The following is a 16,814-nucleotide window of genomic DNA, read 5'->3' on the forward strand; positions in this document are numbered from 1 at the left end:
TGGTGAAGACGTCGTAGGCCGCGTCGATCGGTACCTCGACGACGAGGTCGACCCGAACTTCCTTGTCGCTCAACTGCTGTGTCATTGCTACTCCTTATCGTGGGTGTCCGCGGGCGGCTCGGTGGCGGCCCGCTTGTTCACCTCGTCTTGAAAGGCCGACATCGCTGTCGACCAGAACTGCGTGAAGTACACCCGAAGTGCGTCTATGCCTAGCGGATTCAGCCGATATACCCGCCGGGTGCCTGCCGCCTCATCGATCACCAGTCCGGCTGCTTTGAGCACCTTGAGGTGCTGGGACACCGCGGGCCTACTCACCGGAAGTTCCCTGGCCAGCTCGCCCACGGCGCAGGGCCCCTGGCCCAGCCGTTCGAAGATCGCCCGCCGCGTCGGATCGCCCAGGGCGTCTAACGCCGCATCTCGGTAAGCCTTCACGAACCGTAAGTCTATACTTACGGATGTGCGTTGTCTACGTCCGGTGGCGGAGCGCTGCAGGTCAGGGGGTGGTGAGGGCGTGGACCATGGCGGTGCCGAATCTGACGTCGTCGGAGGAGGCGAGGCGGGTGTAGGTGCCGCCGGTGCGTTGGGCGGCGGCCTGCAGGGTTTCGGTGCCGCTGCCGCCGATGACGATGACGTCGATGCGGACCGGGTGTGACGCGTCGGTGGCGGCGGTGAGGTCGGCGAGCATTTTGGCGCCGGTGACGTTGGAGTCGTCCTCGGGGCCATCGGTGATGAGCAGGACCGAATTGGTGCGGCTCGCGGTGTACCCCTGTACCGCGGTGCGGTAGGCGGCAAGCAACGACGGATATGCCTGGTCGGTCCGAGATTCGGTGGGGTGGATGGTATTCAGCGCGGTGGTGATGGTGGCGCGCTGGTCGTCGGTCAGCGGCGCGGTGACCGCCTGGACTTTATACGGGGTGGTGCCGCCGTCGAGGTTCTTGCCGAAGGTCCATACGCCGAGCCCGAAGTCCGGCGGCATCACGTTCATCGTCGAGCTGAGCGAGGCAAGGACATTCGCGAGCCGGGTGGCCGAACCGTCGGTATTGCCCATCGAGGCGGAGACATCGAGCAGCACGGTCGCCTGCACGCCGAGGACCGGATTGGCGAGGGTTGCGCGGACCTTGTCCAGCGCGGCACGGGACGGCACCGCGGCGGCGGTTGCCGGTGCTGCGGTGAACCCGGCCGTGGTGAAGGTCGGCGTCTGTTGCGGGGCACGCAGGTAGTCGGCGAATATGCCCGCGATCAGATTCTGCGTCTTGTCGACCCACGGACCCGACATCATCGCGGCCGGGTGGTCGGCCACCGGAGCGGAACCCGCCGGGCTGAACGCGGCCAATCCGCCACTGGCTTTCACCTGCTGCTCAGTGGCAGCGACGGCATGAATCGGCGCGCCAGCGGGCTGTGGGGTACCTGCCATCGAGGCCAGTGCGGCCGTAACGTCTTGCGCCGCTGGCGCTTTGGCGGCGACCAGGGAGATCGCGGACACCACCTGACCGGACTGCGTGGCCTGATCGGTGAGTGGATCGGTGCCCGACACCGCGGAGCCGACGGCGGTGGCCACGGCCAGCGTGGCGTCACCGGGCGGCAGCGCCATGCGCAGCCCACTCCAGTCGGCGAGGCCGATCTCGGCCAGCGAACCCTGTTGCAGGCGAGGCAGATCCGCCCAGGTGACCTTGGCCTGGTCGAGCGCGCGTCGCAGGTCGTCGGGAACGGCGAGCACGATCGGGCTCACCGCGACGGGGGCTGGGTTGCCCTCGATCAGCCCTGGCACGCGCATGGATTCGATCGAACGCATGGAGTCGGGGATCCACAGGGCGGGCTGCGGCCCGAGTTGCTGGTTCCACGGCGCGTTGGTGGTGAAGGCCGTCACCATTGCCGCGGACGGCTGGGCGGTCACCACCACCTTCGCGCAGTGATCGCGGACTCGCGCCTTCGTCGCGTTGTATTGGTCGGCGACAGCACGCACCGAGGGCGCGATGTCCGGGTCGGCCGTGACGTACAGCGTCGCGTCGCCTTCCACGCACTCGGCCGCGGCGGCAGTATCTTGATTGTTCGCCCTATCGCGTAGCTGGAACCACACGAACACACCGGCAACAACCAGCACAACGGCCAACACTGCGATAACCGGACCCTTGCTGATGCCCCGGGACCGGGTTCCGCTGCGATGAGTGCCCACGATCCTCAGTGTATGTTCACGCCAGATTTGCCGGGCGAGCGTGCCACCCAATCGAGACCTCGGGACAGGTCCGCAGGTGCGCAGGACCGCGGGTCGGTCACGAGTCTCGGTGTGGCGCGGGCAGAAGTCCGCAGCTCGGGCGACCGATGTGTCAGATCGCGTAGCAGTGGTGCATGGTCGACAGCGGTGGACCGGAGGCCACGGGGACCCTCCGATCCACCCCGATCCGCTCACTCGCGGACCATGTTCCCCCGGTCGAACTCGTGGCCGCCCCAGACCCCGGATTGCCCGGTGCGCGCGGCGAATTCGCCACAGGCCACGCGGATCGGGCAGCCCGCGCAGACCGCGCGCGCGTAGTCGAAATCCTGTGACGGGTACGGGAACCATGCCTCGTGATTCGGGTCACCCCGGCAGGCGGCCCGGTGCCAGCCCTGGCTGTCCGAGAGCGGGAGCAGGTCGATCAGTGTCAATTCGGCGGATGCGGTCGTCTCCAATCGGACATTCATGGCGATCTTCTCCTTTCTCAGGTGCCTGCCAGTTGCTTCCAGATTTGCCGCTGCCGCTTCTCCAAGTGATTGGGCGACTTCGGCTCCCAGAGCAACCGCATGCCCGCCTCCTCGGGAGTGCGGTCGGCCTTGATCGTGTTGCACGGCGCGCAGCAGGCGATCAGGTTGCTCCAGGTGTTCGGTCCGCCCCGGCTGCGTGGGCGGATGTGGTCCACGGTGCGGGCCCACGCGGCGCAGTAGCCACACCGGTGGCTGTCGCGGCGCAGTACGCCCGCCAGCGTCGCCCGGCTCTCGTCCTGCACCCGCACCACATGCTCGAGGTACACGTACCGCACCAACCGGATCGTCTCCGGCAGCGCGATCTCGAGGTGCTTGGACCGGATCGGGAAGTGCGGCTCCCGGTCGGCGACCGACTCGGCGGCGCCGCCCATGAGCAGCACGATTGCCCGCTCGGCGGTGATCTCTTCGAGCGCCTCGTAGCTGGCGTTGAGCACCAACACTCGGGCGTGTATCCAATTGTCGACAGTCAACACCACCGGGTCGGTGGCACGGTGGAACGTCATGGGAGTCACCATGTTTCGGAAAGAGCGAGCGAATGCGAAAGGGGAGCTGTGAGGATCAGGCGTCGGCCGGGAGGCGGCCGAGATCCGGTCCACTGCACTGACGCACGCCGGATCCGACCGCTGCGGTAATCCGCTGAATCGCAATGGGATTCATGTAGGTCAAAGCCACCTCCTCCTTTCGGGTGCTCGGGATCACCCGCGGAATCGGGCGATCATCGTCGAATCACATGGTGGCACACCGGACCCGCCGTTGTCTGGTCATTTTTCGGGCGCTGACACGCTTCAGTGATGGTGGCCCAGCGTTCGATGTGGGCCGTCAGCAGCCACCTGCTCCTGGTCACTCTGGCAGTATGCGGGGACGCCGATCCGCCGCACCACCGCAGCGGAGTGCCAGATCCATTTCGGCGGGTGCGGGTGTGCGAGGGGGCTATCGGCTCATGCCAGGCCGACCAGCCACTGGCGCAACCATGACGTGGCGGTGGCGCCATTGGGGCTTACCACGTAGGCCGGGTAGTTCTGGTGGACGAAGGAGTTGTAGAACTCTTCGAACTTCTGTTTGCGCTGTTCCATCCCAGGATCTGCCAGTTGGTTCTGTAGCAGCGGGACGACGCCGGTGGACATCAGGTCGTTGAAGATCGCGACGGCTTCCTGCTGGTAGCGCCACAGCTGCGCCGGGTTCGGGTCGGAAATCTGGGCGAGGAAACCGGCGAAACGAGTGGCGAAATCGGTGGGCGGGGTGGAGCAGTACAGGTCGCCGTCCGCGCAGATGGTTCGGGTCTGCTGGCTGAGGAAGCCGAAGCCGCCGATCCGCGGTCCGCCCGCTCCGGCGCCCTGCACCGGCGGTCCGATCAGCGCGTCGGTCGGGGACCGGCGCGGATCCGAGAGCAGGCCGACGGCGACGATGCGCTCCGGCCGGATCGGACTGAGGCCGGTGCCGATTTCGGCGGCGAGGTCACCGGCGGCGTCAGCGCCTTGACTGTAGCCGATGAGCGCGATCTTCGTGGCGCCGCACTGCTGGGCCATCGCGCTGACCAAGCCGCGTGCGTTGTCGATGGCCTGCCTCTTGGAACGGCCGTAGACGTCGGCCTCCCACGGGAACGCGGTGGCGGCATAGGTCACGTAGTCGGCGCGGATATCGGAGGGCAGATTGTTGGTGACGGAAGCGAGCATGCCCTCGCCAGGGCGGGTGTCGGAGGTCTCCCAGGTGCCAGGAACCGCGACTATGTACATGCCCGGACATTGCTCCGGCGCGGCTGTCGCCACACTGCCGCCGGTGACGGCACCAGCCGCACCGACCGTGAGGATTCCCAATACCGCGCTAATCGTCTTGCGAACAAACATTGCTCACCCCGGTGCTGCTAGTTCCGAAGTCGGCCAGTTGCCGCGCGCCAGGAGGTAGCGCGCGATGTAGACAACCGTACGGTCCGTTTGGCGATTCGGGGGAGTACGACGCGGGACATGAGGTGAACATTTTTCGTCGCTTGCGCGCCGCGTCGTTCGGGGCATCGCGAGGTGGCCGTGCCGGCGTGCCTCGGTGTGCGACGCCGACCCGGGCTATCCGGTCGACGTCACCATCGCCTCCGACGCGAGTCGCTCTATCACCTCGATCCACAACTCGCGCTTGATAGACCGACTTAGAGATTGCCGACGATGTGTTCGAGGCGCCGGGCCACCAGTTCGCGGGCCTGCTCCCGCAGCGCGGGGCGGTAGCCACTGGGGTAGACCGGATCGCCGGGGGCGTAGTCCTTCAGTACCTCTTTGGCGAGGGTGATCTTGTGGACCTCGGTGGGTCCGTCGGCGATGGCCATGACCTCGGCGTAGTTCATCATGTCGACGAACGGGAGATCGGTGCTGACACCGATCGCGCCGTGCAGGTGCAGTGCGCGCTGGGCGATGTCGTGCATCACCTTGGGCATGGCGACCTTGATGGCAGCGATGTCCTTGCGCACCTTGAGATAGTCCTGCTCCTTGTCGATGCGCCAGGCGGTGCGCAGCACGAGCAAACGGAACTGTTCCATCTCGATCCAGCTGTCCGCGATACGTTCCTGGGTCATCTGCAAACCCGCCAGCGGACCCTTACGCATCGGCCGGGAGACCGCGCGCTCGGCCATCATGTCGAAGGCCTTGCGCACCAAGGCAACCGTGCGCATGGCGTGGTGCACGCGGCCGCCGCCGAGGCGGGTCTGGGCGACGATGAAGCCCTGGCCCTCGGCGCCGAGCAGGTGGTCCGTGGGGACGCGGACATCGGTGAAGCGCAAATGGCCCTCGTGTTCACTGAAGCCGTTGACGTGGAAGTTCTTGACGATCTCCAGGCCGGGGGTGTCGGCGGGCACGATGAACATCGACATGCCCTGGTACGCGCTGACCTCGGGGTTGGTGACCACCATGACGATGTGGAAGCTGGCGAACTGCGCGTTCGAGTTGAACCACTTCTCGCCGTTGATGACCCAGGAATCGCCGTCGCGCACGGCCGTCGTCTTGAATGTCGTGGGATCCGAGCCGCCGGTCGGTTCGGTCATCACGTAACAGGAGCCGATCTCACCGGACAGCAGCGGCGCGAGGTACTTCGCCTTCTGTTCCGGCGTGCCGTAGTGCGCGAGAATCTCCGCATTGCCGGAGTCCGGCGCCTGACAACCGAATACCGACGGAGCCCACACCGACGTCCCGAGCACTTCGTTGAGCAGAGCGAGTTTCATCTGCCCGTAGCCGGGACCACCCAGTTCGGGCCCGAGGTGGCAGGCCCACAGGCCCTGCTCCTTGACCTGCTCCTTCAGCGGACGCATCAGCGCCATGGCCTCGGTATTGGTCCGGTCATAGGGATTCGGGTAGAGCAGGTCCATGGGCTCCACCTCGGTACGGACGAACTCCGCGGCCCAGTCCAGCTTCTTCTGGTATTCCGGGTCGGTTTCGAAGTCCCAAGCCATGGTCAGCCTTTCGTTTGGTCGGTCGGGTGCACAATGCCATTGAGGAAGGTGCTTGCGAGGATGTCGGCGATCTCCTCCGGTGAGTGCTCGCCGTGCGGGCGATACCAGAGGGTCACCATGTTGAGCATGCCGAGCATGCTGTTGGTGACGACGTGGTCGTCGGTGCGCAGTACGCCCGTCGCGCGACCGGCGTCGATGACACGCTGCCAGCACTGCTGTACCTGATCGCGCAGGTCCTGCAGTTCGGTGCCGCGGTCGCCGGTCAGCGCGGTGACGTCGCGCAGTTGGATGGCGACTGCGCGTCGGTGTCGGACGATCAGGTCGACGTGACTGTGGATCAGGCTGCGCAGCTTGGCAATCGGGTCGTCGTCGTTGTCGGCGATCCGTTGCGCGTCGATCAGCATCAGCTGGATGTAGTCGCGCAGGATCTGCCAGAGCAGTTCTTCCTTCGACCCGATGTGGTAGTACAGCGCGCCCCGCTGGACCCCGGCCCGGTCGCCGATTTCGGCGACCCCGGTGCCGTGGAAACCCTTCTCAGCGAACAGCTCCACGGCGGCCAGCACGATGCGTTCGCGGGTCGCCTCGGCGGTCGTTTCCGCCGCGGGTGGACGACCGCGGCGACGTGGGGCGGCGATGTCGGTCATAGCCGTGGATCCAGGACGACCTTGGACACCCCGTCCGCCCGCTCGGCAAACATCTGGTAAGCGTCCGGCCCCTCGGACATCGGGAGTCGATGCGTGACAACGGCTTCCGGATGCAGCCGCCCAGCCGCAGTGAGCCGTAGCAGAGCGGGCAGCTCGTATTGGATCGAGCACAGTCCGATATGGAACTCGAGCCCCTTCACCTGTGCCAACGGCATATGGAACGGGAAGGCCCGGTTCTGGCTGACGCCGACCACGCTGACCCGGCCGTGATACCCGACGGCGCTGGTCGCCAGCTTGATCGTCGCGTCGGCGCCGACCGCCTCGATCGCGACATCCGCACCGCCGCCGAGCATCTCGCGGATGGCGGATTTGGGGTCGTCGGAGTCGACCGGCTCGGCGCCCAATTCGGCGGCGCGCTTCAGGCGTTCGGCAACCAGATCTACGCCGAGCACCCGCGACGCACCCATGGCGAAAGCCGACTGGACAGCCATCAGACCGACCGGGCCGAGCCCGATCACCACCACGGTGTCGCCCGGCGCGATGCGCGCCCGCCGTGCGCCGTACCAGGCGGTCGGCGCATTGTCGGTGAGGACGATCGCGGCTTCGTCGCTGACCGCGTCGGGCAGCCGCACCAGGTTGCCTTCGGCGCGCGGTACCGCAAGCAGCTGGGTCTGCGCACCCGGCAGCGAGCCGCCGAGTCCATAACAGGCGTCGATCGGCAGCGGATGCCGTTCGCAAGCGGCGACGACGCCGAGTTTGCACTGCGCGCAGCGATCGCAGCCGACCGATGCGGCCACCAGCACCCGATCGCCGACCGCGAAACCCTGGACCTGCGAACCGAGTTCGACGATCTCACCGACGGCCTCGTGCCCGACGCTGTAGCCCGTGCGGTCGGTGAACCCGTGCCCGGCGTAGATGTGCAGATCGCTGCCGCAGATCCCCGCGGCCGTGACGCGCACGATCGCCCCGTCTCGTCCGGACAGTACCGGATCGGGCTGTTCGGTCAGCGAAATCCGCTGTGGGCCTTCGTAGGTCAATGCCTTCATCGCCAGCCCCCGTCCATGGCCAGGGTCGCGCCCGTGCAGAACGCCGAGGCATCGGTGGCGAAAAATAATGCGGCACCGACGATTTCGTTCGGTTCGCCAACCCGCCCGAGCACGATGTGCTTGGTCATCTCCGACCGCAACTCATCGGGCCAGGACTTGGAGATATCGGTGGCGAACGCGCCGCACTGAATGGTGTTGACCCGCACCGTCGGTCCGAAGGCTTGCGCGAGACTGCCAGTGAGGTTGGACAACCCGGCCTTGGCGGCGGCATAGGGGACCGCGAGCGGCTCGGGCCGCGTTGCCTCAATCGAGGAGATATTGATGATCGCGCCACCACCCGTGGCGGCCATACGCGTGCCGATCAAGGTGGACAGGCGGAACGGGCCCTTGAGGTTCACCCCGACCACTTTGTCGAACATCGCCTCCGTCACCTGGTCCAGGCTCGGATACAGCAGCGACATGCCCGCGTTGTTGACAAGCACGTCGACCCGGCCGAATTCGGCATAGGCGGCCTCGACCAGCGCATCGCACTGCGACCAGTCGCTGACATTGCACGCGACCGGCAGCGACCGGCGGCCGTGGGTGTTGTTCACCTCGTCGGCGAGTGCGACGCAGCCGTCGAGTTTGCGGCTGGCGATCACCACGTCAGCGCCCGCCGCCGCGAACGCCAGAACCATCTCCCTGCCAAGTCCACGGCTACCGCCGGTGACGAGCACGACCTTGTCCGACAACGACTGTCCCGGCAACGACACCTTGCACTCCCTTGGTCTAGGCGCACTAACCTCTATTAAATGTTCCAATCAGTACATTAAATCTACCCGCCGATGCAATCAAGGGGCGGCGCACGGAGGTATTACTACCCACGGGTAATATTAGCTGCGATTTTCCTACCCGGCTTTCTCAAGAGTGAGGCAGTAGATGACAGAGCGGATTCAGGTCGGCGGGCTCCAGGTGGCCGGCGTTCTTCACGAGTTCATCGAGAACGAGGCGCTCCCCGGTTCCGGCGTAGATTCCGCCGCATTCTGGGCCGGTGCCGAGCAGGTCATCAACGACCTCGCTCCGCGCAACCGCGTCCTGCTGGACGAACGCGACGAGATCCAGGGCAAGATCGACGCCTGGCACGCCAAGAATCCTGGCGCGAACTACGACAAGGCCGCCTACAAGAGCTTCCTCGGCGAGATCGGTTACCTGCGCGAGGAACCGGCCGACTTCAAGATCGCCACCGAGAACGTGGACACCGAGATCACCACCACCGCGGGCCCGCAGCTCGTGGTGCCGGTAATGAACGCGCGCTTCGCGATCAACGCCGCGAACGCGCGCTGGGGTTCGCTGTATGACGCGCTCTACGGCACCGACGCCATCTCCGAGGCCGACGGCGCCGAGAAGGGCACCGGCTACAACCCGGTCCGCGGCGCGCGCGTGATCGAGTTCGCCCGCGACTTCCTCGACACCGCCGCCCCGCTGGCCAACGGCTCGCACCGCAGTTCGACGCACTACGCCATCGATAACGGCACGCTTGCCGTCACGCTGGCCAACGACGAGGTGACCACGCTGGCCGCCGATGGCGCCGAGCTCGTCGGCTACCTGGGCGACGCGGCCTCGCCGACCTCGGTGCTGCTGAAGCACAACGGTCTGCACGCCGAGATCCAGATCGACGGCGACTCGCCGATCGGCAAGACCGACCCCGCTGGCGTCAAGGACGTGGTGCTGGAATCCGCGATCACCACAATCATGGACTTCGAGGATTCGGTCGCCGCCGTGGACGCCGAGGACAAGGTGCTCTGCTACCACAACTGGCTCGGCCTGATGAAGGGCGATCTGGCGGAGAAGGTCACCAAGGGCGAGAAGACCTTCACCCGCACCATGGACCCCGACCGCGTCTACACTGCGATCGACGGCGGCGAGCTCACACTGCACGGCCGCTCGCTGTTGTTCGTGCGCAATGTCGGCCACCTGATGACCAGCGACGCGGTCATCGACAAGGACGGCAACGAGGTGCCCGAGGGCATCCTGGACGGCCTGGTCACCTCGCTGGTTGCCACGCACTCGCTGCGCGGCGACACCGAGCTGGAGAACAGCCGCACCGGCTCGGTCTACATCGTGAAGCCGAAGATGCACGGCCCTGACGAGGTCGCATTCACCACCGAGCTGTTCGGCCGGATCGAGGACGTGCTCGGCCTGCCGCGCAACACCCTCAAGGTCGGCATCATGGACGAGGAGCGCCGCACCACGGTGAACCTGAAGGCGTGTATCCAGGCTGCCGCCGACCGCGTGGTGTTCATCAACACCGGCTTCCTCGATCGCACCGGCGACGAGATCCACACCTCCATGGAGGCCGGGCCGATGGTCCGCAAGGCCGAAATGAAGCAGCAGCAGTGGATCCTGTCCTACGAGGACTGGAATGTCGACATCGGCCTGGCCACCGGCCTGCCCGGCAAGGCGCAGATTGGTAAGGGCATGTGGGCGATGCCGGATCTGATGCACGACATGCTCGAGCAAAAGATCGGCCACCCGCGTGCCGGCGCCAACACCGCGTGGGTGCCCTCGCCGACCGCCGCCACCCTGCACGCGACCCACTACCACCAGGTCAACGTCTTCGAGCGGCAGCAGGAGATCGCCGCGGGCGGTCGGCGCGCCACCGTCGACCAGATCCTGGAGATCCCGCTTGCCGCGAACCCGAACTGGTCGGCCGAGGAGAAGCAGCAGGAGCTGGACAACAACTCGCAGAGCATCCTCGGCTACGTGGTGCGCTGGATCGACCAGGGCGTCGGTTGCTCCAAGGTGCCCGACATCAAGGACGTCGGCCTCATGGAAGACCGTGCGACCCTGCGTATTTCGAGCCAGCTGGTGGCGAACTGGCTGCGCCACGGGGTGGTCAGTGCCGACGAAGTGGTCGCCAGCCTGGAGCGGATGGCTCCGGTGGTGGACAAGCAGAACGCGGGCGACCCGAACTACCAGCGGCTGGCGCCGGGGTTCGCGGACAGCGTCGCCTTCCAGGCCGCCAAGGAGCTGGTCCTCGAAGGCGCCAAGCAGCCCAACGGCTACACCGAGCCGATCCTGCACCGTCGCCGCCGTGAGGCGAAGGCGGCCTGCAAGTAGAGTGCCGTTCAGTGACTGAAAAGTAGCGCCTAGCTGATCTTTTCTGCTCGAGGCCCCGCACCGGAGACACCGGGAGCGGGGCCTCTTCCATTACTGGAGATCAGCTCAAATACCGGTCCGTCACGCTCAAAACGGTCACAAAAACGGTCACAAAACGGGGTGTGTAGCCACAGTCACCAAAGCTGCCTACCAGCGGATTTGCGCCAACGGTTGGGTCGCCTCTGTCGGCGATGCATGTTCTTCACACCGGACCACAGAGCTGCGGATCCGTAGCCGGCGTGCCTGGTGCGGCGATACCCGATGCCTATACTCGGCAGTCGGGGGCCCTGGCCGCTGCCGACGGCTGCTGGGACGTCCAGCCCCAATTCGTTTGGGAGAACGTTCGCCGCGATCCAGACCTCCGGCGTGTCGCCGAGCGACGCGCCGGGGCAGTTTTTGGACCGGCAACTTTTCAGCGAATCGATTCGGGCAAGCAGCGGTAATCCACCGCCTTGCATCGTTCTTAGTGTCCCGTAATCGCGCGGGAGGCAAAGAGCACCGGGTGACAGTCGCCCCCACGATTGGTCCACTGGAGTGGGATTCACACCTTCAGCGTTCGAGCGTGTCCGAGGCCGGTGGAATAGGGGTGCCCGTCTCCTGGCGGCCGACGGGGCTGAGCCCGATGGCACTAAGCAGTTAAGGTCCAGCGGCGGGTGCGATGGACCATTCGGCGCGTGCCAGCAACTCGTCGATGGTGAGTACTTCGGGCTCGATGAGTTGGCGGCGGAACAGTTCGAATGATCGAAACCTGTCCTCGTGATGTCCTCCATGGCTACCTAGCATCTGATCCAGGTTGCCGATGATGAGAAAGCTTCGCGGACGGATGAGGTGGGAGTACTCACCGGGGATGTCGCTGCCATCGGCGGCTTTGTCCTGCAATCGTTTGCCGATCTGTTCCGCGGCCAAGTGGACGGTTCCCTGGGCTTGGGCGATGCCGTCGGTGAGGAAGTGTGACGGTGCCCAGCAGCCTGCCCGGTACTCGGTGCCCAACAATGGTTGTTTGTGGGTCTTGATCTCCGCGAAAACGAGGGATCGGATCCGACCAGATGTCGTCAAGATTCCGGTCTATCAAGGCAGTGATCAGCAAATTCCGGAAGATCTCCGGTTGCTGTAACCGTGGTTCCTGCGACCTTTCTGCTACGGGTGTTGGGCGGTCTGCTCGACAAACAATGCAGGTGCCCCATGTGCGAGCAAGGCCAGCGGTGTCCATGGCCAACTTAACTTCAACTTGGCCATTGACAAGCGGTGAAGGCGTATACGAAAACAGCACGGCGAGCGCAGTGGAATCAGATGACTTCGGCCTCATCCGGATCCGCCGTTGCCGTTGCCGGGAAACCCGTAGATGGCGTGATGGAATGTTGTAACGCAATCTGAACTGGTCGGAGTGCTCTCCATTCGACCGTTGACTGCGGTGATGCTCGCTCGACATGCATGAATCCTGCTGCGACACACACGATCCGCTGGCGAAGGTCCTCCGCCATGTCGTGTGCGGGTCGGGTGGGACAACCACGCTGGCTTGGCGCTGCCGGATGTACTAGCTTTGGCGCTGAATTGTCTGAGCGAGAGGATGATTCGAGTTCGACAAGCTGCCCGGCAGTCGCGGCGGTGGATGGAAAGGGCCGCGTGGTGGCAGGTTCGGAGTTGGCGGTCGTCGGTCGTGCGGTGGTGCCCGCGGCGCGAGGAGCCGGATCCCTGTTGCGGAAATTGCGCCCGGATGTATCGGCTACCGCGCTGGCGTCGGTCGCGGACAACCTGGCCGGTCTCGTGGCGAAGACCGAGAAGCGCCGGCTCGGAGAGTTGGGGGTGGCGCGCGGTAAAGGAATAGGTCTGCGATGGAACGCACTGGTTGACACTTGGACTGTCGGTAGCGGCGAGTTCGGATCGCTGGCCGGGGTCCGCGAGTATTTCGACGGGTTGCGAGACCCTCGCCTGGTGATCGTGGGCAGCCCAGGTTCGGGAAAGACCGTGGCTGCCTTGAATCTCGTGCTCGACCTGCTGGATCGGCGGGTGGGCTCGAAGCGCGATCGCATGCCTGTTCCGGTGCGCCTCAATGCTTCCAGCTGGGATCCCGATTCGACCAGTTTCGGAGAGTGGCTCGCTCGGCGGATCGCGCAGGACTACTCGCTTCGACTACGGGTGGCGCGAGAACTCGTCGAGACGAACCGGATACTTCCAGTCCTAGACGGTCTAGACGAGATGGACAGCGATTCGCGAGAACCCGCACGCGCCCGGGCGGCCTTGGAACAGCTCAACGAAGTGCACTGGCTTGGAAAGCCGATTGTTGTCACCGCCCGTGTGGACGCCTACCGCAAAATTTCAGAACTCCGTGGCGAGTCCGGGCTGCACGAGGCGTCGGTGATCGCGTTGCAAGCACTGACGGCGCAGCAGGTCGCTGATCATCTAAAGGACTGGCGCGATGTCAACGGCGGGCAGAAGTGGGCGCTGCTGAAGGACAAACTCGAGGCCGATCCTGATGGGATCTTCGCACAGTCGCTGCGCACACCCTGGATGCTGGGCCTGACCATGCAGTTCCTGAAGCGCGCGCGACCAGATGAGGCCGCCGTGCTGACGGAGGCAACCAGCCGGGAGGCGATCGAAGATGTGCTGTTCTCCGCGTTGATACCTTCCGCAGTCGCTGCTCAGCCTCGCGACGTCCACAGCCAGCAGAAGTACACCAGGGACGAGGTGTCGACATGGATGCGGTCGCTTGCCCGCCACTTCACCCTCGGCCCGAGTCGGGTCGGCAGCAACGACTTCTCGTTGGATCAGATATGGAATCTGGCCGGGCGCCTGCCATGCCGACTGCTGCATGCCTTCGTCTCTACGGTAGCCGCATTCGGGGCGGTGCTCACGCTCTTCGTTGTGCCCACCGTCGGGGCAGGGACCGACGTAGGGGCAGCTATGCGGAACGGTGTAGCGGTCGGCACATTGTGCGCGCTGGCGTGCGGCGTCCGTGGCTACTGGCCATCTGAAACCCAATCACGAAAGGCATTGTGGCGGACATACAAACCCGGTGACGCCAAGCGCTGGATCAAGGCCTCGGTCGCAGGTGTTACCACGGGGCTCGGCCTTTCGATTTGCGCTTTCCTCGTGAACGAGCACCCGGCAACGGCAAACCCGCTGCCGCCGCGGGACGCTGCGGAAGGCGCAGTCTTGGACGGTGCCATCACCGCGCTGGTGCTGACCTTCGGCATCAGCCTCACCGGCCACCGGCAACCCCGGCTCGACGAGAAACGGATCATCCGTGACGATGCGCTGGCCGCCGTCTACATCGGTGTGATCACGTGGCTCGTGCTGGCTTCGATCATCACCGTCTTGGCATTCGCCAAAGCAGCGACTGAAGGCAAAATCTCGCTGCCGTTGCTTGCGCTGAGCCCGTTGGTGGCAATACTGATGGCTCTGGCTGGGACCCCACTGGGTATCGCCCTCGGTGCGTTGATCTTCTTGGCGCGGGCAAAGGCGAGCATCCGATACGGATGTGCGAGATTGTTGTTCACGATTGGATCTGGTTTCGCATCATCGCCTGGACCTTTCCTGGACTGGGCGCGCGGGGCGGGTCTACTGCGAGTTACCGGTGCCGCCTATCAGTTTCGGCATCAGAGCTACCAGGAGTGGCTCGCTGCACAGCCGTCGTCCGGGCTATGAAACCCGGCTGCCAGACCACGGGCACGGCGCCTCTCCCAGCGGGCGTTTCCGCCGGGGAGAGGCGCTGCGTGGCTCCTGAAACGGTGCTCAGCTGGCGCCTGCCGACTCCAGCAGTCCTGGCACGGTTTTGGTGGTGTTGTGGCGGAAGATGTTGACCGCTCCTACTACCTGGTCGGACTCGTCGCGGATCGGGAAGACGTTGACCAGCGCGAGCAGCCGGAAACCATCGGGCTGTTCGCAGATGACGTCGGCGTCGCGGACGGTGCCGCCGTTGTTGATGCACCGAAGGCGGGTCCGCTTCATGCGGCATGACCTCGCCGGACGGGTAACGCAGACGGAAAGCGCCGCAATACTTCTCGCTTGTGCCCAGTTCGGGACTGCGTCCCCAGGCGCCGAGAGCGGTCTTGTTGCAGGCGATCAGCGTGCCGTCCTTCTCCAGCACGTAGATGCCGACCTCGATGTCGTCCATAGCGGCCTGGTCGCCGAGCAGGCCACCGGGCACCAGGTGCCCGTCCTCGAGCTTGCCGTGAAACGTGAGATTGTCCAGTTCGCCAGCGGTGATCTTTTGATTGATGCTCATTTCGTTCCCCTGTACTCGGAATAGGGTGTCAAAGCTGCGTTCGATGAAGGAATCTGGGCGCGTCGCTCAACCAGGTCGAGGTGACTTCCGCACCCCTTGCACCGCAGGTGAGTGCGCCGAAATTGCCTGCCGGACAGGCTGTTCACGAGGAGGAACCAAGGGGGCAGAACTCAACATTGAGCAGGTTGAACTACGAGCATCGCTACTACGATCTGGAAGCAATGTGTTGGAGGTTTGGGCGCACCAACCGCTGGGAATTCGAGATCGCAGAAGGCTTGGGGTGATGCCGAGCGGCAGCATGATCGTCGAGTGAGACTCCAAACACGTTGTGCGCAAGGGACGCTGGCGTTGAGAACCATCTCCAGGGGGCATGTGATGACTAGCAGCAATGCGGTGTATGAGCGTTTGTTCGCCATTGCGGATGGCACCATCGCCGATACTGAGGCTGCCCTGGCTGGCGTGGACGTCGACCAGATCGCGATGCTGGTGTTGACTGAGGTGGCTTCGCGTACACAGTTCTTCGATGAGCCGCCGGAAGTCATTGCGGTGCAGTTTGATCTGGGCTATTCGGGGGACCGATGGGCCTATCGGGTTGTGGTGGGTGGCGGGGCTGTCGAGGTCGTGCCGGGATGGGCCGAGTCCGCCGACGTTCGGGTTCGGCAGGACTTGGCGGAATTGGTACGTGCGGTTTACGGCGCTCCTGGCGTCCGACACGATGCAACGAGGGAAGTATGGATCAACGGCGCGGGGCGGCCTGTGGAGTTCTCGAACGAGGACCCGTGGGTTGTGAGATGGAGGTTGGCGAGCAGCGCCGCCGGTCAGGTAGTTCGAGCGTGCGACGAGTTCCGGCCCACGATCACTGACCTGGCGTTGCGCTTCGGCTCCGACAAATGGAGCGGTCACTGGTATACCCCGCACTACGAACGGCACTTCGCGCCCTATCGAGAGCAGTGGGTCAAGGTATTGGAAATCGGCGTCGGCGGCTACCAGTCGCGGGACACAGGCGGCGCCTCGTTGCGTATGTGGAAGCACTATTTCATTCGTGGATTGGTTCACGGGCTGGATCTGTTCGACAAGTCGGCGGTGGACGAGCCGCGGCTCAGCACGATCGCCGGTGACCAGTCCGATCGGGGACTTCTGGCCCGGTTGCACAAGGAAATCGGCCCATTCGACCTCGTGATCGACGACGGTAGCCACCAAAGCGACCACGTGCTCACATCGTTCACGACATTGTTTCCGCTGATGAGGCCCGGTGCGATGTATGTCATCGAGGATCTCCAGGCGTCCTATTGGCCGGGCTACAACGGCAACCGCGCCGATCTGAACGACCCGGGGACTTCGGTGGGCTTCCTGAAAACTCTGATCGATGGCCTGCATCATCAAGACCAGCTTCGTACGTCACCGTACGAGCCGGCCGACATCGAAAAAGGTGTTGCCGCAATCCACCTCTATCACAACATCGCCTTCATCGAAAAAGGCGTGAACACCGAGCAGACGGCGCCAGCATGGTTGCCCCGCGAAGCGGCTGTCGGCGGATGATCACGCGGTGGCTGGCCGGCGGGGGCATTGGCTTGCCCGCCACGGATGCTGCTCGT

General features: G+C 64.8%; 15 protein-coding genes. 4 read left to right on the forward strand and 11 right to left on the reverse strand.

Annotated elements, in window-relative coordinates:
* Positions 1 to 87: 87 nt before the first annotated feature.
* From ACV7NQ_RS33790 to ACV7NQ_RS33830, 9 genes are all read right to left on the reverse strand, one after another.
* Positions 88 to 432 carry an ArsR/SmtB family transcription factor gene (locus ACV7NQ_RS33790; protein WP_463363262.1) on the reverse strand — a complete coding sequence of 115 codons (345 nt, stop codon included), beginning with the start codon at positions 430 to 432 and terminating at the stop codon, positions 88 to 90.
* A gap of 61 nt (positions 433 to 493) precedes the next feature.
* Positions 494 to 2,173 (reverse strand): VWA domain-containing protein, encoded by a 1,680-nt coding sequence (locus ACV7NQ_RS33795; protein WP_463363263.1) that lies wholly within the window; start codon positions 2,171 to 2,173, stop codon positions 494 to 496.
* A gap of 230 nt (positions 2,174 to 2,403) precedes the next feature.
* Entirely contained in the window at positions 2,404 to 2,679 is a 276-nt protein-coding gene (locus ACV7NQ_RS33800) for a WhiB family transcriptional regulator (RefSeq protein WP_463363264.1), read from the reverse strand.
* A gap of 17 nt (positions 2,680 to 2,696) precedes the next feature.
* Complete coding sequence (locus tag ACV7NQ_RS33805) at positions 2,697 to 3,242, reverse strand: HNH endonuclease (RefSeq protein ID WP_463363265.1); 546 nt, start codon at positions 3,240 to 3,242, stop codon at positions 2,697 to 2,699.
* A 435-nt stretch (positions 3,243 to 3,677) separates the two neighbouring features.
* The gene (locus tag ACV7NQ_RS33810) at positions 3,678 to 4,583 is read right to left on the reverse strand and encodes a cutinase family protein (protein ID WP_463363266.1); all 906 of its coding nucleotides are present in this window, start codon (positions 4,581 to 4,583) and stop codon (positions 3,678 to 3,680) included.
* A gap of 293 nt (positions 4,584 to 4,876) precedes the next feature.
* Positions 4,877 to 6,166 (reverse strand): acyl-CoA dehydrogenase family protein, encoded by a 1,290-nt coding sequence (locus ACV7NQ_RS33815; protein WP_463363267.1) that lies wholly within the window; start codon positions 6,164 to 6,166, stop codon positions 4,877 to 4,879.
* Between the two features lie 2 nt (positions 6,167 to 6,168).
* A complete protein-coding gene (locus ACV7NQ_RS33820) occupies positions 6,169 to 6,810 on the reverse strand; it encodes a TetR/AcrR family transcriptional regulator (RefSeq protein ID WP_463363268.1) in 642 nt (213 codons plus the stop codon).
* Positions 6,807 to 7,856 (reverse strand): zinc-binding dehydrogenase, encoded by a 1,050-nt coding sequence (locus tag ACV7NQ_RS33825; RefSeq protein ID WP_463363269.1) that lies wholly within the window; start codon positions 7,854 to 7,856, stop codon positions 6,807 to 6,809. Before ACV7NQ_RS33825 ends, ACV7NQ_RS33820 begins: the two co-directional genes overlap by 4 nt.
* Complete coding sequence (locus tag ACV7NQ_RS33830) at positions 7,853 to 8,608, reverse strand: SDR family NAD(P)-dependent oxidoreductase (RefSeq protein WP_463363270.1); 756 nt, start codon at positions 8,606 to 8,608, stop codon at positions 7,853 to 7,855. Before ACV7NQ_RS33830 ends, ACV7NQ_RS33825 begins: the two co-directional genes overlap by 4 nt.
* Positions 8,609 to 8,774: 166 nt before the next feature.
* Between ACV7NQ_RS33830 and ACV7NQ_RS33835 the strand changes: the two genes are divergently transcribed.
* A complete protein-coding gene (locus tag ACV7NQ_RS33835; protein WP_463363271.1) occupies positions 8,775 to 10,955 on the forward strand; it encodes a malate synthase G in 2,181 nt (726 codons plus the stop codon).
* Positions 10,956 to 11,630: 675 nt separating this feature from the next.
* Here ACV7NQ_RS33835 and ACV7NQ_RS33840 read toward each other — a convergent pair.
* Positions 11,631 to 12,050 (reverse strand): Shedu immune nuclease family protein, encoded by a 420-nt coding sequence (locus ACV7NQ_RS33840; RefSeq protein WP_463363272.1) that lies wholly within the window; start codon positions 12,048 to 12,050, stop codon positions 11,631 to 11,633.
* 567 nt (positions 12,051 to 12,617) lie between these two features.
* Here ACV7NQ_RS33840 and ACV7NQ_RS33845 point away from each other — a divergent pair.
* Positions 12,618 to 14,639, forward strand: a complete 2,022-nt coding sequence (locus tag ACV7NQ_RS33845) for an NACHT domain-containing protein (protein ID WP_463363273.1) — start codon at positions 12,618 to 12,620, stop codon at positions 14,637 to 14,639.
* Positions 14,640 to 14,726: 87 nt separating this feature from the next.
* Here the strand turns inward: ACV7NQ_RS33845 and ACV7NQ_RS33850 are convergent, their stop codons facing one another.
* Positions 14,727 to 14,942: a hypothetical protein gene (locus tag ACV7NQ_RS33850; protein WP_463363274.1), complete on the reverse strand. Its 216-nt coding sequence runs from the start codon at positions 14,940 to 14,942 to the stop codon at positions 14,727 to 14,729.
* Here ACV7NQ_RS33850 and ACV7NQ_RS33855 point away from each other — a divergent pair.
* Positions 14,941 to 15,243 carry a hypothetical protein gene (locus ACV7NQ_RS33855; protein WP_463363275.1) on the forward strand — a complete coding sequence of 101 codons (303 nt, stop codon included), beginning with the start codon at positions 14,941 to 14,943 and terminating at the stop codon, positions 15,241 to 15,243. The two genes, ACV7NQ_RS33850 and ACV7NQ_RS33855, sit on opposite strands and share 2 nt — an antisense overlap.
* 351 nt (positions 15,244 to 15,594) lie before the next feature.
* Entirely contained in the window at positions 15,595 to 16,758 is a 1,164-nt protein-coding gene (locus ACV7NQ_RS33860; RefSeq protein ID WP_463363276.1) for a class I SAM-dependent methyltransferase, read from the forward strand.
* The last annotated feature ends 56 nt before the right edge of the window (positions 16,759 to 16,814 follow it).

The sequence above is a fragment of the Nocardia sp. Tas62D01 genome, assembly GCF_055232035.1.